The organism is Pantoea sp. C1E2 (assembly GCF_056491465.1).
Window position 1 is genome coordinate 3,136,008 of record NZ_JBSZHT010000002.1, and the last position, 19,276, is coordinate 3,155,283.

Below are 19,276 nucleotides of genomic sequence, written 5' to 3' on the forward strand. Positions count from 1 at the left end.
AAATTCTTGCGTCTTCGTCGGCTGAAAAACCCGCCCTGATGCAATGTTTTACGCCAGACACCAGCGAGCAGTAGTGCACGATGTACATAATAATAATGGCGCCATAAAGGGGAATGCACTCCATGCCACTGTCGGGGACGTTAAAACGTCATGCAACCTATTCGCGCCGTATCGCCTGGAGTAGTGCGATTATCGGCGGGGTGTTCTTTCTGTTGTTTGTCATCGTTCTGCTGACGCTAACCTGGCAAAAACGTGTACAACAACATGAACAGTTGCTGATCCATAGCCGCGACGATCTACAACAGGTGATGTCGACCCTGGTGGATACCCTTTATCCATTGCAACAGTACACCCAGCTTGAATGCAATAGCGTCAGCCGCGAACTCACTTCACGCGCTGCTTTCGCCGGCAATATCCGCGCGATTTTGCTAGTACGTAACAGCAATGCCTACTGTTCGTCTGCCACCGGCGCCTTTCTGCTCCCCGCGAATGATATCTCTCCGCAATCGGAGCTGGAACGCGATCGCGATTTGCGCTTACTGGAAGGGACGCCGCTGCTGCCAACCAAACCTGCGCTGGCGCTGTGGATGAAGAATCCCGGGTCTGCTGAAACCGGCATTCTCGCCACCATGAATATCAGCCTGACGCCTTATCAGCTGCTGGCTTCCTATCATCCTGAAATCACCGGTATGGCGCTGGTGATTGGCGATAAAGCGTTGTTGAGTGGTAAAAATCAGGTGGTGAACATCCACGATTTACCGCCCGCATTGAAAGAAATCAGCTTTAAAGATAATGGCATGCGCTTCGTGCTGTACGGCACCACGCTGGCACAACGTGATTATCACCTGATTCTGCTCACCGGGTTGCTCTCAACGCTGTTTATGAGTGCGGCAAGCTGGTTGCTGTTAACGCTGTATCAGCGGCCTGGCAAAGAGATTATGCAGGGGATTAAACGCGGTCAGTTTCATGTTGAATATCAGCCACTGGTGACCGCCCAGGATGGGCAACCGTACGGCGTTGAAGCGTTACTGCGCTGGACACATCCTACTGAGGGAATGATTCCGCCCGATGCTTTTATCAGCAATGCTGAAGCGCAAAATCTGATTATTCCGCTGACTCAGCATCTGTTTAAGCTGGTGGCACGCGATGCGAAATTCCTCTGCCAGCAGCTGCCGCGTGGCACGCGTATGAGCCTGAATCTTTCCCCTTTGCACCTTGCCTCTGAGAGCTTCCGTCAGCATGTGCAGGAGTGGATTGCCGACATGCCAGAAGACCATTTCAACTATGTCTTCGAAATTACCGAGCGCACCATTGTGGGCGAGAAAAATGCTGGAGAGATTTTTGCCTGGCTGCATGAGCAGGATATTAAGATCGCCATCGATGACTTCGGTACTGGCCACAGCGCACTGATTTATCTGGAGCGCTATCCGTTTGATTATTTGAAAATCGATCGCGGCTTTGTGCAGAGTATCGGCACCGAAACCGTCACCTCACCGGTGCTGGATGCGGTGTTATTGCTGGCCAAAAAACTCAATTTGAAAACGGTGGCGGAAGGCGTTGAGACCGGCGATCAGGCTGCGTGGTTGGTGAATCGTGGTGTAACGCATCTGCAAGGTTATCTGTTTAGTCGCCCTCTCCGTCCGGAAAACCTGGTGCGTTATTACCAAAACCAGGCAGCGCTCGGTTAGCGTCACGCTATCGTCACGAAACTGCTACCATTCAGTGCGGATTATTTTAGGAGAGCGCCCCACTTATGCTGCTGCGTCTTGTCACAGCGTTGTTGGTTTGTAGCGCCATAGCGCCACTGCATGCGGAAACCATCAATGAGAGTTATGCCTTTGCTAAGCTGGGCGAACCAAAGTATGCGGTGAATTTCACCCATTACGACTACGCGAATCCCGCTGCGCCCAAAGGCGGCAAGATGACCATCGCCGTGGTGGGTACTTACGACAACTTCAACCGTTATGCCTCACGCGGTAACCCAGGCGCTGGCACCGATACCCTGTATGACGGGCTGTTTACGACCTCCGATGATGAACCCGGCAGTTACTATCCCCTGATTGCTGAATCCGCCCGCTATCCCAGCGATTATCACTGGATGGAAGTCTCCATCAACCCGCACGCGCGCTTTCAGGATGGCAGCCCGATTACCGCCAAAGATGTCGCCTTCACCTTCCAGAAATTTATGACCGAAGGGGTGCCGCAGTTCCGCGTGGCGTTCCGTGGGGTTGAAGTAAAAGCGCTCAATACGCTCACCGTGCGCATCGATATGCCGAAACCGGACAAGGACATGATCCTGAGTTGGTTAACGCTGCCGGTCTTGCCGCAAGCCTTCTGGCAGAATAAAAAATTTAACGAGCCGATCGGTTATCCTCCGCTCTCCAGCGGACCTTATCGCGTCACCTCTTACAAGCCCGGCCAGTTTATTCAGTACAGTCGGGTGAAAGATTACTGGGCGGCGAATCTGCCGGTCAATCGGGGACGTTTTAACTTCGATACGCTGCGCTACGATTACTATCTTGACGATAACGTCGCCTTTGAAGCCTTCAAAGCCGGCGCATCCGATCTGCGCGAAGAGGGTTCGGCGAAGAAGTGGGCCACGCAATACCGTGGGCGCAACTTTGACAGCCACGCCATCGTGAAATCGACCACGCCGAATACCGTCTCCACCGATACCCGCTGGCTGGCCTTTAACAATGAAAAGCCGCTGTTTGCTGACCGCCGGGTGCGTGAGGCGCTGACGCTGGCGTTTGATTTCGAGTGGATGAATAAAGCGTTATTTTACGGCGCCTACAAACGCACTGACAGCTATTTCCAGAACACCGCTTATGCTGCCAAAGGTTACCCTAAAGCCGACCAGCTCATTCTGCTGGCACCTTACAAAGCGCAGTTGCCCGCTGAAGTCTTCAATAACGAATACGCGCCGCCGCGTTCAGATGGCAGCGGATTTGATCGCGGCAATCTGCTAAAAGCCATGACGCTGCTTAAAGAAGCCGGCTGGCAGATTAAGAATCAGCAATTGGTGAACGATAAAACCGGACAACCCTTCCGCTTTGAATTGCTGATGCGCAGCGGCACGCAAAATGACTGGGCTCTGCCGTACCAGCACAGCCTGCAGCGTCTGGGGATCCAGGTCGAGCTGCGTCAGATCGATACTTCGCAATATCTACGTCGTTGGCGCGAAGGGGATTACGATATGATCCCGACGCTTTATCAGGCCAATCCGTGGCCCTCCACCAGCTTACGCACCAGCTGGCAATCGCAATACATTGACTCCTCATGGAACACGCCACGGGTGAAAGATCCCATCGTGGATCACTTCGTGCAGGAAATTGTTGATCATCAGGGCGATGAAAAAGCGCTGCTGCCGCTGGGCCAGGCACTGGATCGCATTCTGTTATGGAATGCCTATATGATCCCAATGTGGTACAACGCCGAACAGAGGCTGGCATACTGGGACAAATTTTCCCGTCCCGAAATCAAGCCGGCGTACGCAACCGGGTTAGATAACTGGTGGTATGACGTGAACAAAGCCGCACGATTGCCGGCCGATAGACGCTGAGGAGAGCGGTTTGGGTTCCTATTTCCTGCGCAGGTTGCTGCTGATTATTCCCACGCTGTGGGCGATCATCACCCTGAACTTTTTTATCGTGCAGATTGCGCCTGGTGGCCCGGTGGATCAGGCGCTGGCCAATGCGCAATTTGGCCACAGCACCGGATTTTCTTCGGGCACCGCTGGAGATGTCGGCGGGCGCGGTGCGCTGGCGCATGACAATCCGGGCGATAGCCAATATCGTGGCGCGCGTGGCCTTGATCCCGAAGTGATTGCCGAGATCAAACACCGTTACGGCTTTGATAAACCGTTGCTGCAGCGCTATGGCGAAATGCTATGGAACTATATCCGCTTTGATTTTGGTGACAGCCTGTTCCGCAGCGCCTCGGTGCTTCAGCTCATTAAAGAGAGCTTACCGGTTTCCATCAGCCTGGGTTTATGGAGCACGCTGATCATTTATCTGGTGTCGATTCCCTTAGGGATTAAGAAGGCGGTGCGCAATGGCAGCGCTTTCGATATCTGGAGCAGTACTTTTATCATCATCGGTTACTCCATCCCGGCATTTCTGTTTGGCATCATGCTGATTGTGCTGTTTGCCGGGGGCAGCTATTTTGACTGGTTCCCGCTGCGCGGCCTCACCTCGCCGCAGTTTGATACGTTGCCGTGGTACAGCAAGATTGGCGATTACCTCTGGCACATCACGCTGCCGGTATTGGCCACGGTGATTGGCGGTTTTGCCACGCTCACCATGTTGACCAAGAACTCATTCCTCGATGAGATCCGCAAACAATATGTGGTGACCGCTCGCGCGAAAGGGCTGGATGAAAAACGTATTTTGTACGGCCACGTATTCCGTAACGCCATGCTGCTGGTGATCGCCGGTTTCCCTGCCACCTTTATCAGCATGTTCTTTACCAGCTCAGTACTGATCGAGGTGATGTTCTCTCTCAACGGACTCGGTTTGCTGGGCTACGATGCCACCATTCAACGCGACTATCCGGTGATGTTTGGCACGCTGTATATCTTCACGCTGATTGGCTTGCTGATGAACATTCTCAGCGATCTGACCTATACGCTGGTCGATCCGCGCATCGATTTTGAGGGGCGCTAATGGGCTTATCGCTAATCAACCAGCAACGCTGGCAGCGCTTTCGCCATAACCGCCGTGGGTACTGGTCGCTGTGGATTTTTCTGGTGATTTTTGTGCTTTCACTCGGTGCAGAGTTGCTGGCCAATGACAAGCCGCTGCTGGTGTACTATCAGCAACGCTGGTATATGCCGCTGCTGTTCAATTACAGCGAGAGTGATTTTGGCGGCGACTTTGCCACCCCAGCCGATTACCAGGACCCGTGGCTAAAACAGCGCATTGACCAGCAGGGCTGGGCATTATGGGCACCGATCCGTTTCAGTGACAGCACCATTAATTTCGCCACCGATGTGCCCTTCCCTTCTCCGCCTTCGAAGCAGAACTGGCTCGGCACCGACGCCAATGGCGGCGATGTGCTGGCGCGCTTGCTCTATGGCACGCGTATCTCGCTGCTGTTCGGGATCTTGCTAACACTGTTCTCCAGCGTGATCGGTATCGTCATCGGTGCGGTGCAGGGTTATTTTGGTGGTCGTGTCGATTTAGTTGGCCAGCGCCTGATTGAGGTGTGGTCTGGCATGCCGTCGCTGTTTTTGCTGATTCTACTCTCCAGTGTGATTCAACCCGGCTTCTGGTGGCTATTGCTGGTCACCGTGGTGTTTGGCTGGATGAGCCTGGTGAGCGTGGTGCGAGCCGAGTTTCTGCGCACGCGTAACTTTGATTATGTACGTGCGGCACGCGCACTCGGCGTTAGCGACGGGCGCATTATGCTGCGTCATATGTTGCCGAATGCGATGGTGGCCACGCTCACTTTCCTGCCCTTTATTTTATGCGGTTCGATTACCACCCTGACCTCGCTGGATTTCCTTGGCTTCGGCCTGCCGGTGGGTTCTCCCTCGCTGGGCGAACTGCTGTTACAGGGCAAAAACAACTTACAGGCACCGTGGCTGGGGCTTTCCGGCTTCTTCGCCCTCGCCCTGCTCCTCTCACTGCTGATCTTTATCGGTGAAGCGGTGCGTGATGCCTTTGATCCAAGCCGGGGGGTGAAATGAGCCTGTTACGCGTCAATCATCTTGCCGTGGCCTTTAATCAACGCCGCGTGGTGGAAGATATCTCACTGCAGATTGAGGCCGGTGAAACCCTGGCGCTGGTCGGTGAATCTGGCTCTGGCAAAAGCGTCACCGCACTCTCGATTATGCGCCTGCTGCCACAGCCGCCCGTGACGTATCCGCAAGGCGAGATCCTGTTCAATGGTCAAAGCATCCTGCAGGCCAGCGAGCGCGAAATGCGCGGCCTGCGCGGCAATCAGATGGCGATGATTTTCCAGGAACCGATGATGTCGCTCAACCCGCTGCACAACGTTGAGAAGCAACTGTATGAGGTGCTGTCTTTGCATCGCGGGATGCGCAAAGAAGCGGCGCGCGGCGAAATTCTCAGCTGCCTCGACCGCGTCGGCATCCGCAATGCGGCATCCCGCCTCGGCGATTTCCCGCATCAGCTTTCCGGTGGAGAACGCCAGCGCGTGATGATTGCCATGGCGTTACTGACGCAGCCAAAACTGCTGATTGCCGATGAGCCGACCACCGCGCTGGATGTCACGGTGCAGGCACAGATTCTCCGCTTGCTGCGTGAACTGCAGCGTGAAATGAATATGGGCATGTTGTTCATCACCCATAATCTGAATATCGTCCGCCAGCTGGCGCATCGCGTAACAGTGATGCGTAATGGCCGGGAAGTGGAGCACAATCTTTGCCAGCCATTGTTCAGCCAGCCGCAGCATCCTTACACGCGTGAATTACTCGCCGCCGAACCGGATGGTCAACCTGTGCCGCTTACTGATTCACAGCCGCTGTTGCAGGTCAAAAATCTGCAGGTGGGCTTTCCGATTAAACGCGGATTGTTCAAGCGCACCGTGGCGGAAAAAACCGTGCTCAGCGACCTTAACTTCACGCTGCGCCGCGGTGAAAGTCTCGGATTGGTCGGTGAATCCGGTTCAGGCAAAAGCACCACCGGATTGGCGCTGCTGCGTTTGATAGCCGCGCGCGGTGAGATTTGGTTTGACGGTCAGCCACTGCATAGCCTGTCGCGTAAACAGCTTTTGCCGCTGCGACCGCATATTCAGGTGGTGTTTCAGGATCCCAACTCATCACTCAATCCGCGCATGACGGTGCAACAGGTGATTGCAGAAGGGCTGGCAGTGCACCGCCCTGAATTGAGTGCCGCCGAGCAGGAAGCGAAAGTGATCGCCGTGATGCAGGAAGTGGGGTTGGATGCGGAAAGTCGTTCACGCTATCCCGCTGAATTTTCCGGTGGTCAACGTCAGCGCATCGCCATTGCCAGGGCACTCATTCTCGAACCACAGTTAATCGTGCTGGATGAACCGACTTCTTCGCTGGATCGCTCAGTGCAGAAGCAAATTCTCACCCTGCTGCGCCGTTTGCAGCAGCAGCATCAGTTAGCGTATCTGTTTATTAGCCATGATTTGCAGGTAGTGCGCGCACTCTGCCATCAGCTGATTGTGCTGCGCCAGGGTGAAGTGGTGGAACAGGGGGAGTGTGAGGCGTTGTTTAACGCACCGGCCAGCGATTATACGCGGCAGCTTTTAGCTTCCGCGCAGGGCGAATCGCTCATTCAGTGACCTTCGAAGGTTTCCGCGATGGCAACACCTTGATTTTTCAGGCAGCAGTTGGTGGTGCTTTCGTCACCGCGCTGGATCAGCAAGCATGGCTGACCTTCACACAGGGCAATTTTGCATTCGACCTGAATCTGCGCCAGCGTCTCTTGCAGTTGGTGCAGAATTTCCAGCGCAGGATGGCCATCGTGGCTTAACAGGCGCAGTGCGACGAGATCTTCATCGTGCACCCCGTTTACCGCTTCCTGACGTTCAATTTCACCGACATGATCGGATGACCAACGATAATGTTGCGGTAAGCGATGCATAACCGAAAGTTGCAGCATAATTACAGTCCCCAGAGACGTTAACGCTTATTCACGACGACGGCGATTACGCAGTGAATCCCTACCTGGTAAACTCAGAATACGGACGTCAAGGTTAGCCTTCTCGTTTTAAACACAAAGCATGTAGCAAAGTTATTATTTGAGAGCTTTCTCGCATTTATGCCTATGTGTACCTTGTTCGGCGGCAGTTAACAATCATTTTAGACGCAATGTCGTTACTTTTTTACACCTAAATTTTCACATTATGGAAACATTAAGCATAACGAATATGTGGGGATTCGCGAGTGAGCGTGAGGGATTGATTGCTTGCAGCAAGTGGGAATGTGATAACGGCGCGGTTTTTAATCGCGAATTCAGTGGATCTAAAAGCCAGTGAACTCCGCGATTAACCGCGCCGTGAGAGGAAAGTGCAGATTTACGCGTGGCGTGGACGTGCGGCGTAGCTAAACAACACAATCGATACGGTTGCGCACAGTGCAATGGTGGCCACCATCGGCCAGGCGCTGTTGATACTCACTAATGACAGCAATGCCCCCACCAGCGCGCCGACGCCAAAGCGCAAGGTTCCGGCCAGCGACGATGCGGTGCCCGCCATATGCGGAAACTCATCAAGGATCACCGCCATGGCATTTGAAGAGACTGTCGAAACGCAGCCGATAAACATCGCCACGCCAAACACCAGCGACAGGAAACCTAAATCCAGTGCACTGGCAATCAGCAGCCAGATGCCCATCGCGAATTGGATGATCAGCCCGATACGGAACATCGCCAGAGGCCCGAAGCGGCGTACCGCGCGACTGTTGATCAGCGTCATGACAAACAGGAACACCACGTTCAGGCCAAAGTAGTAGCCGAAGTTTTGCGGTGAAACGTGATTCACTTCGATATAAACAAAGGGCCCGGCATTGAGGAAGGTAAACAAACCCGCAAAGGAGAAGCCGCTTGCCAGCATGTAGCTGAACGCGCGTTTATGGCGCACCAGCGCAACGAAGTTACTTAGCGTAGTGCGCAGATGGAAGCGCTGCCGCTGTTCAGGTTTGAGCGTCTCGCGGATCTGTGTCACCACCAGCACGGTGGTGATTAACGCGGCCACGGCCAGCGTCCAGAAAATCGCGTGCCAGTTCCACAGCAGCAACAGCCAACCGCCGATAATCGGTGCCAGTAACGGCGCAATGGTGGTCACCAGCATGACAAACGACATCATGCGCGAGAAATCCTCTTTCGAGTAACTGTCTCGCATTAACGCATTAATCACCACGCTGGCCGCCGCCGCCGACAAACCGTGCAGGAAGCGCATAAAGATCAGCTGATCGATGGACTGCGACAAGGCACATGCCGCCGCAGCGCAGGCAAAGATCAGTGTGCCCAGCACAATCACCGGTTTACGTCCGTAGCTGTCAGCCAGCGGGCCATAGACCAGCTGCCCGATAGCAAACCCCAGGATGTACAGGTTAAGCGTCATCTGCACGCTGCCCGCCGAAACGGCAAATTCGCGTGCGATTTGCGGCATGGCCGGCAAATACATATCAATGGAGAGCGGCATCAGCATCGCCAGCAATCCCAGAATCACGACCAAACCTACCGGTGAATTCTTTTCCTTACGCACCGCTCTCTCCCGCTATTTGCGTTGTTTCAGCTCTTCTGGCAGGCCGATGCTGTCGACCTCCTCTTCCGTGAGTTCACGGTATTCACCTTCAGCCAGATCTTCATCCAGCACAATCTCGCCAATACTTTCGCGGTGCAGCGCAGACACATGGTTACCCATCGCGGCAAACATGCGTTTAACCTGATGATAGCGGCCTTCACTGATGGTCAAACGGGCTGCCTTTTCATCGAGGATTTCCAGCACCGCCGGTTTGGTCAGATCTTTCTCGTTGTGCAGTTGAATCCCCGCCGCGAACTTCTCCACCAGCGCAGGATCAATCGGCTCTTCCACTTCCACCAGATAGGTTTTTTCGAGGTGATGGCGCGGAGAGGTAATACGGTGTGACCATTGGCCATCATCCGTCAGCAGAACCAGACCGGTAGTATCGATATCCAGACGCCCTGCAGCATGCAGCTTGAAGGCAGCCGGCTCTTCAATGAAGAACAATACGGTGGGATGATCGGGATCGTCGGTGGAGCAGACATAACCCTGCGGCTTATTCAGCATGAAGTAGCGTGGACCGGTTTGCACCACCAGTGGGTTGCCGTCGTATTCGATTTCGTCGTCTGGCAACACTTTGTAGGCCGCATCGCGAACCACTTCACCGTTGATGGTGACTTTTTTGGCGCGGATTTCGCGGCCAGCGATAGCACGGCTGACTTCCAGCTGCTGAGATATGAATTTTTCGAGTCGCATGAATTCGTTTTGCCTGTTACTGCGGAGGGAAACTGAAACGGCGTTTTGTCCGTTAAAAAAGTGGGGTCAGTATAGCTTGATCCTTCGCCTGCTAACAGTACCGCGCCTGCGTTTCAGCTGTTTTCATGGCATAATGTGTGCCCGTTTGAAAAAAAAAGTTTGCCCTGATGTCCTTCACCCTGCGCCCATATCAGCAAGAGGCGGTTGACGCCACACTTCAGCATTTTCGCCGCCACGATGCGCCTGCGGTGATCGTGCTGCCGACGGGTGCCGGTAAAAGTCTGGTGATTGCTGAGCTGGCGCGAATCGCCCGAGGCCGTGTGCTGGTGCTGGCGCATGTGAAAGAGCTGGTCGAGCAGAACCACAGCAAATATCAGGCGTATGGTCTGGAAGCCGATATTTTTGCCGCCGGTTTGCAGCGCAAACAGAGCGAAAGCAAAGTGGTGTTTGGCAGCGTGCAGTCTGTAGCGCGTAATCTGGATCGCTTCGACAGTGCGTTTTCGCTGGTGATCGTCGATGAGTGCCACCGCATCAGCGACAATGAAGAGAGCCAGTATCAGCAACTATTTGCCCATCTGCGCCAACACAATCCGCAACTGCGTCTGCTCGGATTGACTGCGACGCCCTTCCGGCTCGGCAAAGGCTGGATCTATCAGTTTCACTATCACGGTATGGTGCGCGGCGCTCAGCATGCGCTGTTCCGTGACTGTATTTATGAACTGCCACTGCGTTACATGATCAAACACGGTTTCCTCGTGCCGCCCGAACGGCTGGATATGCCGGTGGTGCAGTACGATTTCAGCCGCCTGATTCCGCAAAACAATGGCTTATTCAGCGAAGCCGATCTTAATCGTGAACTGAAGCAGCAGAATCGCGTGACACCGCACATCATCAGACAGATCGTTGAATTCGCTGAGGATAGACGAGGCGTGATGGTGTTCGCCGCCACGGTGGAACATGCGCGAGAGATTCTGTCACTGCTGCCGGAAGACAGCGCGTTAGTGTCAGCAGAAACCGTGGTGAAAGAACGTGACCGCTTAATCAGCGAATTTAAAGCGCAGCAGTTGAAGTTTCTGGTGAACGTGGCGGTGCTGACCACCGGCTTTGACGCGCCGCATGTGGATCTCATCGCCATATTGCGCCCCACCGAATCGGTCAGTCTGTACCAGCAAATTGTCGGGCGCGGCCTGCGTTTGTCGCCGGGCAAAACCGATTGCCTGATCCTTGATTACGCCGGCAATCCGCACGATCTGTTTACCCCAGAAGTCGGCGCGCCAAAAGGGGCAAGCGACAATCAACCAGTGCAGGTGTTTTGCCCTGCCTGTGGTTTCGCCAATACCTTCTGGGGAAAAACCACCGAAGATGGCCACATCATCGAACATTTTGGCCGTCGCTGTCAGGGCGTAATGGAAGATGACGAAGGCAACCGCGAACAGTGCGACTATCGCTTCCGCTTTAAAAGTTGCCCTGACTGTGGCGCAGAAAACGATATTGCCGCTCGCCGCTGTCATCAGTGCGATCGCATCATGGTCGATCCCGATGATATGTTGAAAGCTGCGTTAAAACTCAAAGATGCACGCGTGCTGCGCTGCGGCGGCATGACGCTGGAACAGGGGCGTGACGAGAAAGGAGAATGGCTGAAGGCCACCTATTTCGATGAAGATGGCACCAGCGTCAGCGAACGTTTCCGCCTGCAAACGCCCGCACAGCGTAAGGCCTTTGAACAGCTGTTTATGCGCCCGCACCAGCGTGCGCCGGGCGTTGAACTGGGCTGGCAAACGGCCGCCGATGTTATCGCCTTGCAGCCATTGCTGCGCCATCCCGATTTTGTCGTGGCGCGTGCCAAGGGCCATTTCTGGCAGATTCGCGAAAAGATGTTCGATTATCAAGGACGTTACCGTCGCGCAAATGAGCTGCGATAAGCGGCGGAATCATTTGCCCATGCCCCCTATTACGGCTATAATGCCGCCCGCTTTTGCATCCGTAAAAGCGTTTGAATAACCGTCTGTTGCTGGGTCGCCTGTAGCAGAAATGATTGAAGAGAAATCAAATGTTAACTATTAACGCTGAAGTACGTAAAGAGCAGGGTAAGGGTGCGAGCCGCCGTCTGCGTGTAGCAAATAAATTCCCAGCCATCATCTATGGCGGAGACGAAGCTCCAGTAGCAATCGAACTGGACCACGATTCAGTGATGAACCTGCAGGTTAAGCCTGAGTTCTACACCGACGTGCTGACCATCGCTGTTGATGGTAAAGAAATCAAAGTTAAAGCTCAGGCGGTACAGCGTCATCCGTTCAAGCCAAAACTGCACCACATCGACTTCGTTCGCGCTTAATCGCCAACGAGTTGAAAAGAGAACGCCGCTTACGCGGCGTTTTTTTTTGTCTGAAATTCAGTTGCCGCCGGTTCGACGCTGTAACTGATCGCGCAGATTAGGCGGTGTCCCTTTGATGGTCAGAGTGTCGGTTGTCGGATCCCAGAAGATGCGCTCACCCAGCAGCATGGCATCAAAATTCAGCGTCAGACCGCCACCGCTGCCGGAGAACTTGGTCAGCTGGCGTAACGTGCTACGGTCAGCCGGGAAGTGTTCCTCCAGCTCGTAACCCTGCTCCTGCGTAAAGGCCTGGAAAGTCTTCTCTCCCAGCGGCGGCAGCTCAGTGGACAAATCCTCCAGCGCAATCTCCTCGCCCGCCTGCAGTTGATCGTTACAGTAGCTATACACCTGCTGACGGTAATTTTGACGCTCGTTCTTATCGAGATTCGATTCCGCACAGTAGTCATCTACCGCCTGTAGCAAACCCCGGTTCTGCGCTTTGGTGTCGAGGCCAACGCTGGCACCGAGGAAATCCATAAAGAAATCGGCCACTTTGCGCCCGACGCGTCCGCGCAGGAAGGTCAGATAACGGGTGGATTCTGGATTGGTTTCCCATTCGGTGAGATCAATACGCGCCACAATATCTGCATGATTGATATCAAGATAATGGGTGCTGCTGATATCCAGTTGCTCATTGACGCGCATGCTCGACTGGCTGCTCAGCATCGCCACCAGCAAATACTCCACCGCCAGATAGCGATAATGCAGGAACAGCACCACGCCACTTTCTGCAAACGGATATTTGCCCAGCTCATCACGCAGACGCCCGGTCGCGGCACGGCTAAAGGCCAGAAAGTCATCTTCCCCTTTGCGGCAGTTACGCAGCGCATCGGCCAGCTCGCTCTCTTCATTGAACAGGCCATAGGCTTTGCTTTTGGCGCTATACACCCGATGCAGCTCTTCTGCCATCTCTTCTACCGCACGGGTCGCGGGCAGCAAAGTGTCGCGCAGGACCACTTCCAGCTGGTTTTCATCACGTTTAACTAACTGATGCAGGGCAATCTGGTCGATATCCAGACTCATGGTAGACTCTCCTTTAGGCTCAGGCGCGTATTCAAACACCGCCCGCCGCTGCTTTCAACTCCACGCACAAACTGATCGCTCTGCTTGCGATTTAATTGCGGAAAAAAGTGCGTTGTTACGGTAATATACCGCCTTTTCACACTTGATTAGTCGACGATATGCCACAATCATCCCGTTATAGCGACGAGCGCGTAGAGAAACTTCTCGCGCAGATGGCGCAGATTCTTGAAAAAGATAAAGCGCCAACCGACCTTTCCCTGATGGTATTAGGGAACATGGTAACCAATTTGATTAACACCAGTGTCTCCCCGGCCCAGCGCCGCAGCCTGGCGAAATCTTTCGCGGAAGCGTTGCAGTCTTCCGTACGCGATGACAACGCCCACTAAATTGCAGATCTGACCTCATAAATATGGTAACCAACCGGCAGCGCTACCGCGAAAAAGTCTCCCAGATGATCAGCTGGGGGCACTGGTTTGCCCTGTTTAACATCATCTTCGCGCTGATTTTAGGCAGCCGCTATCTGTTGGTCGCCGACTGGCCCGCCTCGCTTGCGGGCCGTGTTTATGCCTATACCAGCTGGATTGGCCATTTTAGCTTTATCGTGTTTGCCGGTTATCTGCTGATCATTTTCCCCCTCACCTTTGTGGTGATGTCTCAGCGATTGCTCAGGGTGATGTCTGCGATTATCGCCACCGCCGGGCTGACGCTGATTATGGTCGATAGCGCGGTGTTCAACCGCTTCCACCTCCACCTAAATCCGGTGGTGTGGGAGTTGGTGATCAACCCTGACCAAAGCGAAATGGCGCGTGACTGGCAGCTGATGTTTATCAGCGTGCCCGTCATCTTCCTTGTGGAGATGTTGTTTGCCACCTGGAGCTGGCAAAAGCTACGCAGCCTGAATCGTCGCTCATTTGGCAAGCCGCTGGCCGCGCTGTTTATCAGCGCTTTCTTTGCCAGCCATCTGTTGTATATCTGGGCCGATGCCAATTTCTATCGCCCGATTACCATGCAGCGCGCCAATCTACCGCTCTCCTATCCAATGACCGCGCGACGTTTCCTTGAACGCCATGGCTTGCTGGATGCGCAGGAGTATCAGCGTCGCCTGGTGCAACAGGGCGATCCTGAAGCGCTGTCAGTGCAGTATCCGCTGAGTGACATTACCTTCCGCGATGGCGGTACGCGCCATAACCTGTTGCTGCTCACCGTTGATGGTTTGAGTAACGACAATCTGGATAAGGCACTGCCGTCGCTGAATCAGTTTGCCAGCGATAATGTGCGCTTTACCCAACACTACAGCGCCGGAATTGCGCCAGAAAAAGGCATGTTCGGGCTGTTCTACGGCATCTCCTCCAGCTACATGGATGGCGTGCTTGCCGCGCGTATGCCTTCGGCGTTACTCGGTGCGCTAAATTCTCAGGGTTATCAGTTTGGTCTGTTCTCCTCCGACGGTTTCAGCCAACCCTTGTATCGTCAGGCGTTGTTAGCGGATTACAGCCTGCCAGAAGCGGATTCTCAACCAAACAGCACTACAGTGAATCAATGGCAAAACTGGCTCAACGGCCAGAAAGCCGATGGCGCACCGTGGTTCTCCTGGATTTCACTTGATGGCGTCAACGTGAACGGCGAAAGCATCAAAGCGCGTCAGCGCAGCTATTTGCGCCAGGCCACGGGGGTTGATGAGCAGATTGCGGCCGTGCTACAGACGTTGCAACAACGCGATTTACTCAAGAATACCGTGGTGGTGATTACCGCCCAGCGTGCGGTTACGCCGGAGAATGATGATAATCCGGGCAACCGAGCGACGTTGCGGGTGCCTCTGGTGGTGCATTGGCCGAATACGCCGGCGCAGACCATCGATCGTCTGACCGATCAGCAGGATGTGATGACGACGTTGATGCAACGTCTGCTGCATGTGCGCACCAATCCTGCCAACTATTCACAGGGTGAAGACCTGTTTGCTGCTCAGCGCAGCCACAACTGGGTGGCCAGCAGCGAAGAGGGCAAACTGGTGGTGACGACGCCAACCGTGACGCTGGTGCTGAATAACAACGGCAGTTACAGCGCCTACGATGCACAGGGCAATAAGCTGAAGGATCACAAACCGCAGCTGGCGCTACTGCTTCAGGTGTTGACGGAAGAGAAGCGCTTTACCGCAAACTGATTAATTATGAGGCAGTTAAAACCTGCGCATATTGCAATCACGAGCGGAACCAGTAGACTACTTCTCCACGTTCGGCACGTAGCGCAGCCTGGTAGCGCACGGTCATGGGGTGTCCGGGGTCGGAGGTTCAAATCCTCTCGTGCCGACCAAAATCCCAAAAAAAGCAGCCTTTATGGCTGCTTTTTTGCTATCTGAAGGCCACTACTCCTTACCACGCTGCGCCAGCCACTCTTCACGCGTCAGCTCCCAGGTTCCTGCTTCTAACTCGCCCTCCACGAAGGTTTTGCGGTAGGTCTCGACTAACCGCATGCCGGTGCGTTCTGAGATGCGGCGAGAAGCCAGATTATCCATTGCCTTGGGCACGCGCAGACGCGTCTGGTCGAGGTGAGTAAACCAGAATTCGGTGACCGCTGCACAGGCTTCACTCATCAATCCCTGCTTCTGCCATTCGGGCACCAGCCAGAATCCACGGTTATCTTCCTCCCCCAAACGCAGCGAGATTAAGCCAATTAAGCTGTCGGGATCAGAGCGATGGCGAAGGCTCCAGTGCCATGCCTGCCCTGCTCTCATCGCGGGCAGCGCCATGCCATCAATATACTGACGGGCGCCATCATCAGGATAAGGCCAGGGCACGGAACCAATCAGATGGCGCACGATCTCCCAACGGGGGAAAACCTGCTGCACCTGTATCGCATCTTCGCTTTGCAGCGGTTGCAACAGTAAACGGGGCGTTTCCAGACGGGGTATTTCCATAATGGCCTCCTTGGTTAACCCTTTCAGTATTATCGGAAAATCGACTTGATGAGAAATCCTCCGTCAAAAATTCAATCACTTACCGAAAGCAATCAAAGCGGAGCGGGATCACATTTTTCATCAAATATGACAGCATTTCACCTGATTGAAACAAAACTGTCATACAGTTTAATTACTCTAATCCTTCCTGTTTTTCGATGGACACCTATTATGGTCATCAAAGCAAAAAACCTGCAGGACGCGGAAGAACTCCTGCACTCAGGTATCAGTAAAGTAGAACTGGCTTACGATATCGGCAGCGACGATTTTTTCCGCCTGGCTTCGCGGTGGTGTGACCGCGGTGCACGCATTACCAAAGGCAATGAGCACTTTGTGGTGCAGATTAAAGGCATGTCCATTCCGCCTAATCACTAAACGCGTGTGAGCCGCTTTGGCTTGCGCTTTTCACGGCTGACGGGTAAAAATAACGTTTTAACCGTCAGCCGTGATGCTTAATGTTTGCTTCTGAAATTCCTCTTGCACTCCCCTCTTCTCCTTTTATCACCGCTGCGGCAATAACGCAGTCACCGCTTGCCATTGCATGGTGCGAATTTAACCAGCAGGTATGGCACAGCGATCTGCCTCAACAGTGGCAACTCCCGCTTCCAATAGCCCTACAAAATGCCGTGACCAAGCGTAAAGCTGAACATTTAGCCAGTCGCTGGCTGGCACAGCAGATGCTGTCACACTTCGCAATGCCAGATTTTGTGTTGCGTAATGCGCCCGATCGCTCGCCTTTGTGGCCCGTGGGGATTAAGGCCTCACTTTCCCATTCGCAGCAGATGGCTGTGATTGCAGCAACTCGGGAACCGCTGTGTGTTGGGGTGGATGTCGAGCAAGTGATGAAGGAACAGACCGCAGAGGAAACGGCGGAGATGCTGATGAGCAGTGCAGAGCGTCAGCGATTAGCATCAGAAACGCTGCCTTTTGCCGCGGCCGCCACCCTGCTATTTTCGCTAAAAGAGAGTGTGTATAAAGCATTGTGGCCACAGCTGCATCAACCGATGGATTTTCTGCAAGCGGAGTTACTGGAGTGGGATCTGGCGCGAGGCCGCGCCACGCTCACGTTGACGCAGGACTTTTCACGCGAGTTTAACGCCCGTACACGCCTGCAGGCGCACTTCTGGCGGCGCGGCGACCGCGTTATCACCCTGATAGCTCATCCACTGAACAACCCATAAAAAAACCGGCTCAGAATCAATCTAAGCCGGTGACAACACAAGACGACAGAAGTGTTCCAGGGAGACAGAGACGAGGAATCTCCGTTGAAACTTACCTTACCCGTCAGACAACCCCTTGCCCAATAACGGTTTTTGCTAAGCTTTCCCGGCTGTCGTTAATGGCCGGTGTCGGTGCGCTTCACCGCATCCAGCGTGGCCATCTCACGTTCGTTACCGGTAAGTTCACTGAGCTGGCCTTCGCGCATCTCCAGCAACCGATCGGCATGAATGAAGTAGTGATCATCATGGCTGATGGCAAACACCGTTTTACCTGACGCCTGTAACCATGGCAGCAGTTCGCGGTAGAAGATACGACGGAAATGCGGATCCTGATCGGCGGCCCACTCATCCAATAACAGGATGTCGCGTTCTTCTGCCGCCGCCAGCAGCAGCGCCAGTCGCTTGCTTTGCCCTTTAGAGAGCTGCAGATTTAGCACCTTATTGCCCTGTAGCTTCAGTTTGTCCTGCATCTTGAGGCGTTCCAGCCACTGCTGCACCAGCCCAGGATTGGCTGGCTGACCGCCATGGCTGATCAGGCGATCAAACAAATGTACATCGGTAAACACCGCTGAGAAATGTTTACGGTAAGCATCGAGGTTGTGCCAGTCGACCACTTTGCCGTCTAAGAGCAAACTGCCCGATTGTGGCTGATACAGGCCAGTGAGCAGCATCGCCAGCGTCGATTTGCCGCTGCCGTTGCCTCCAATCAGGAACACTAACTCGCCACGTTGCAGCGTCAGATTAATCGGGCCAACCTGGAAACCGTGCTCGCCATAATGGAAGCAGACATCGCGCAGCTCCAGTGTTTGCCAGTCACTCACCTGCGGCAGCGCTTTGAAGTGGGCATCGTAAGGCGCGAGATCGAAAGTGTTGATTTTACGGAAGGCGACCTGCGCACTGAGTAACGTCGGCAAGGCGCCCACCGCCGCCAGTAACGGCGTACGTAAGAACAATAGCGTCAGTGAATAGGTGGCAGCCACCGCCGTGTTCGCCCAGCCCAGCCCATTGGCCATAAAGAACACAATGCCAATCGCGCCCAGCATCATGATATTTGACCAGTTAACCGCGCTGAGATGGAAGGTGTCGGCACGAACAATATGATGTCGATAGCTTGTGGCGTTTTCCTGATAGACGCTGTCGTAAATCATCTGCGCACGCTCGCGGTTAAGCTGTAGCTCCTTGCGCCCTTCAATGATGGTCTGGAAATCGCGGTATAAATCGTCTTCGATTTCACGCAGTTTCGCCATGTGTTGATAAACGCGTGACACCAGCAGCCAGCCGCCCACCAGCGTGATCACTAACCACAGGGAGGTTATCAGCAGCATTTTTGGTGACAGCCACGCCAGATAGAGCGCGGAACCCAGGGTAATAATGATGCCCTGAATCAGCTCCGGCAGGCGGACAAAAGCGATAGTGATCGCACGCACATCACTGGTGAGTCCCGCCAACAGCTGCGCGTTACCGATCTGTTCGATGCGTTCAACGCGGGTGTCCAGAATACGTTTGATGAACTCACCGCGCAGCCGCCAGACAAAATGGTGGCCAAGCTGAGTTAACGCCAGTTGCGAACCCAGCGTCACGGCCATCAGGAGAAACAGCTGCCCCAGAAAGCTCGGCAGCACCGAAATTGAGGTATTTACCGCGACGATCAGCTCGTTATTGATATAGGCGATTAAGCCGATGCCGAGCGCGGCGCTTAACAGCGTAAGCAGAATGACGCCAATAAAAGGCCAGCGATACTGGCGATAAACCACTTGCAGCAATGCCATT

General features: G+C 54.1%; 17 protein-coding genes and 1 tRNA gene. 12 read left to right on the top strand and 6 right to left on the bottom strand.

The window, feature by feature from the left end; translation table 11 throughout:
• The first annotated feature begins 122 nt into the window (after positions 1-122).
• The 5 genes from ACXI0A_RS15040 to yejF all read left to right on the top strand — a co-directional run bounded on the left by ACXI0A_RS15040 (position 123) and on the right by yejF (position 7,275).
• Positions 123-1,688: a cyclic di-GMP phosphodiesterase gene (locus ACXI0A_RS15040; protein ID WP_476147969.1), complete on the top strand. Its 1,566-nt coding sequence runs from the start codon at positions 123-125 to the stop codon at positions 1,686-1,688.
• A gap of 65 nt (positions 1,689-1,753) precedes the next feature.
• Complete coding sequence (locus ACXI0A_RS15045) at positions 1,754-3,562, top strand: ABC transporter substrate-binding protein (RefSeq protein WP_476147967.1); 1,809 nt, start codon at positions 1,754-1,756, stop codon at positions 3,560-3,562.
• Between the two features lie 10 nt (positions 3,563-3,572).
• Complete coding sequence (locus tag ACXI0A_RS15050; protein ID WP_224931162.1) at positions 3,573-4,664, top strand: microcin C ABC transporter permease YejB; 1,092 nt, start codon at positions 3,573-3,575, stop codon at positions 4,662-4,664.
• On the top strand, positions 4,664-5,689 hold the full coding sequence (locus tag ACXI0A_RS15055) for a microcin C ABC transporter permease (protein ID WP_476147965.1): 1,026 nt from the start codon (positions 4,664-4,666) through the stop codon (positions 5,687-5,689). Before ACXI0A_RS15050 ends, ACXI0A_RS15055 begins: the two co-directional genes overlap by 1 nt.
• Positions 5,686-7,275: a microcin C ABC transporter ATP-binding protein YejF gene (gene yejF / locus ACXI0A_RS15060; protein ID WP_224931158.1), complete on the top strand. Its 1,590-nt coding sequence runs from the start codon at positions 5,686-5,688 to the stop codon at positions 7,273-7,275. The genes ACXI0A_RS15055 and yejF overlap by 4 nt, the downstream gene beginning before the upstream one ends.
• Here the strand turns inward: yejF and ACXI0A_RS15065 are convergent.
• The 3 genes from ACXI0A_RS15065 to rsuA all read right to left on the bottom strand — a co-directional run bounded on the left by ACXI0A_RS15065 (position 7,269) and on the right by rsuA (position 9,936).
• On the bottom strand, positions 7,269-7,595 hold the full coding sequence (locus ACXI0A_RS15065) for a YejG family protein (protein ID WP_224931156.1): 327 nt from the start codon (positions 7,593-7,595) through the stop codon (positions 7,269-7,271). The genes yejF and ACXI0A_RS15065 overlap by 7 nt on opposite strands.
• A gap of 415 nt (positions 7,596-8,010) precedes the next feature.
• A complete protein-coding gene (locus ACXI0A_RS15070) occupies positions 8,011-9,201 on the bottom strand; it encodes a Bcr/CflA family multidrug efflux MFS transporter (RefSeq protein WP_034824979.1) in 1,191 nt (396 codons plus the stop codon).
• 12 nt (positions 9,202-9,213) lie between these two features.
• Positions 9,214-9,936 carry a 16S rRNA pseudouridine(516) synthase RsuA gene (gene rsuA / locus ACXI0A_RS15075; RefSeq protein WP_476147963.1) on the bottom strand — a complete coding sequence of 241 codons (723 nt, stop codon included), beginning with the start codon at positions 9,934-9,936 and terminating at the stop codon, positions 9,214-9,216.
• Positions 9,937-10,103: 167 nt separating this feature from the next.
• On the opposite strand from rsuA, the gene radD reads away from it, so the two are divergent.
• Positions 10,104-11,858, top strand: coding sequence for a DNA repair helicase RadD (gene radD / locus ACXI0A_RS15080; protein WP_476147961.1), 1,755 nt, complete (start codon positions 10,104-10,106; stop codon positions 11,856-11,858).
• A 128-nt stretch (positions 11,859-11,986) separates the two neighbouring features.
• A complete protein-coding gene (gene rplY, locus ACXI0A_RS15085) occupies positions 11,987-12,271 on the top strand; it encodes a 50S ribosomal protein L25 (protein WP_224931151.1) in 285 nt (94 codons plus the stop codon).
• A 57-nt stretch (positions 12,272-12,328) separates the two neighbouring features.
• On the opposite strand, the gene yejK is transcribed toward rplY, so the two are convergent.
• Complete coding sequence (gene yejK / locus ACXI0A_RS15090) at positions 12,329-13,333, bottom strand: nucleoid-associated protein YejK (RefSeq protein WP_224931149.1); 1,005 nt, start codon at positions 13,331-13,333, stop codon at positions 12,329-12,331.
• A 158-nt stretch (positions 13,334-13,491) separates the two neighbouring features.
• On the opposite strand from yejK, the gene ACXI0A_RS15095 reads away from it, so the two are divergent.
• The 3 genes from ACXI0A_RS15095 (at position 13,492) to ACXI0A_RS15105 (ending at position 15,643) form a co-directional block, all read left to right on the top strand.
• Positions 13,492-13,719: a YejL family protein gene (locus ACXI0A_RS15095; protein WP_034824987.1), complete on the top strand. Its 228-nt coding sequence runs from the start codon at positions 13,492-13,494 to the stop codon at positions 13,717-13,719.
• A gap of 23 nt (positions 13,720-13,742) precedes the next feature.
• On the top strand, positions 13,743-15,494 hold the full coding sequence (gene yejM / locus ACXI0A_RS15100; RefSeq protein WP_476147959.1) for an LPS biosynthesis-modulating metalloenzyme YejM: 1,752 nt from the start codon (positions 13,743-13,745) through the stop codon (positions 15,492-15,494).
• 72 nt (positions 15,495-15,566) lie between these two features.
• Positions 15,567-15,643: transfer RNA gene (locus ACXI0A_RS15105), tRNA-Pro, on the top strand.
• A gap of 52 nt (positions 15,644-15,695) precedes the next feature.
• On the opposite strand, the gene ACXI0A_RS15110 is transcribed toward ACXI0A_RS15105, so the two are convergent.
• Complete coding sequence (locus ACXI0A_RS15110; RefSeq protein ID WP_476147957.1) at positions 15,696-16,247, bottom strand: GNAT family N-acetyltransferase; 552 nt, start codon at positions 16,245-16,247, stop codon at positions 15,696-15,698.
• A gap of 210 nt (positions 16,248-16,457) precedes the next feature.
• On the opposite strand from ACXI0A_RS15110, the gene ACXI0A_RS15115 reads away from it, so the two are divergent.
• Together ACXI0A_RS15115 and ACXI0A_RS15120 are read left to right on the top strand one after the other, a co-directional pair.
• On the top strand, positions 16,458-16,661 hold the full coding sequence (locus tag ACXI0A_RS15115; protein WP_034824993.1) for a hypothetical protein: 204 nt from the start codon (positions 16,458-16,460) through the stop codon (positions 16,659-16,661).
• Between the two features lie 80 nt (positions 16,662-16,741).
• Positions 16,742-17,467 (top strand): 4'-phosphopantetheinyl transferase superfamily protein, encoded by a 726-nt coding sequence (locus tag ACXI0A_RS15120; protein ID WP_476147955.1) that lies wholly within the window; start codon positions 16,742-16,744, stop codon positions 17,465-17,467.
• A 155-nt stretch (positions 17,468-17,622) separates the two neighbouring features.
• Here the strand turns inward: ACXI0A_RS15120 and ACXI0A_RS15125 are convergent, their stop codons facing one another.
• A complete protein-coding gene (locus ACXI0A_RS15125; RefSeq protein ID WP_476147953.1) occupies positions 17,623-19,275 on the bottom strand; it encodes a multidrug ABC transporter permease/ATP-binding protein in 1,653 nt (550 codons plus the stop codon).
• Between the last annotated feature and the right edge of the window lies 1 nt (position 19,276).

Bases quoted from the DNA above. Each gene is read 5' to 3' on its own strand.
- yejM (WP_476147959.1), top strand. From the start codon at position 13,743: ATGGTAACCAACCGGCAGCGCTACCGCGAAAAAGTCTCCCAGATGATC.
- ACXI0A_RS15095 (WP_034824987.1), top strand. From the start codon at position 13,492: ATGCCACAATCATCCCGTTATAGCGACGAGCGCGTAGAGAAACTTCTC.
- ACXI0A_RS15055 (WP_476147965.1), top strand. From the start codon at position 4,664: ATGGGCTTATCGCTAATCAACCAGCAACGCTGGCAGCGCTTTCGCCAT.
- radD (WP_476147961.1), top strand. From the start codon at position 10,104: ATGTCCTTCACCCTGCGCCCATATCAGCAAGAGGCGGTTGACGCCACA.
- ACXI0A_RS15065 (WP_224931156.1), bottom strand. From the start codon at position 7,595: ATGCTGCAACTTTCGGTTATGCATCGCTTACCGCAACATTATCGTTGG.
- yejF (WP_224931158.1), top strand. From the start codon at position 5,686: ATGAGCCTGTTACGCGTCAATCATCTTGCCGTGGCCTTTAATCAACGC.
- ACXI0A_RS15045 (WP_476147967.1), top strand. From the start codon at position 1,754: ATGCTGCTGCGTCTTGTCACAGCGTTGTTGGTTTGTAGCGCCATAGCG.
- ACXI0A_RS15125 (WP_476147953.1), bottom strand. From the start codon at position 19,275: ATGGCATTGCTGCAAGTGGTTTATCGCCAGTATCGCTGGCCTTTTATT.
- ACXI0A_RS15120 (WP_476147955.1), top strand. From the start codon at position 16,742: ATGTTTGCTTCTGAAATTCCTCTTGCACTCCCCTCTTCTCCTTTTATC.
- ACXI0A_RS15040 (WP_476147969.1), top strand. From the start codon at position 123: ATGCCACTGTCGGGGACGTTAAAACGTCATGCAACCTATTCGCGCCGT.
- yejK (WP_224931149.1), bottom strand. From the start codon at position 13,333: ATGAGTCTGGATATCGACCAGATTGCCCTGCATCAGTTAGTTAAACGT.
- ACXI0A_RS15115 (WP_034824993.1), top strand. From the start codon at position 16,458: ATGGTCATCAAAGCAAAAAACCTGCAGGACGCGGAAGAACTCCTGCAC.
- ACXI0A_RS15110 (WP_476147957.1), bottom strand. From the start codon at position 16,247: ATGGAAATACCCCGTCTGGAAACGCCCCGTTTACTGTTGCAACCGCTG.
- rplY (WP_224931151.1), top strand. From the start codon at position 11,987: ATGTTAACTATTAACGCTGAAGTACGTAAAGAGCAGGGTAAGGGTGCG.
- rsuA (WP_476147963.1), bottom strand. From the start codon at position 9,936: ATGCGACTCGAAAAATTCATATCTCAGCAGCTGGAAGTCAGCCGTGCT.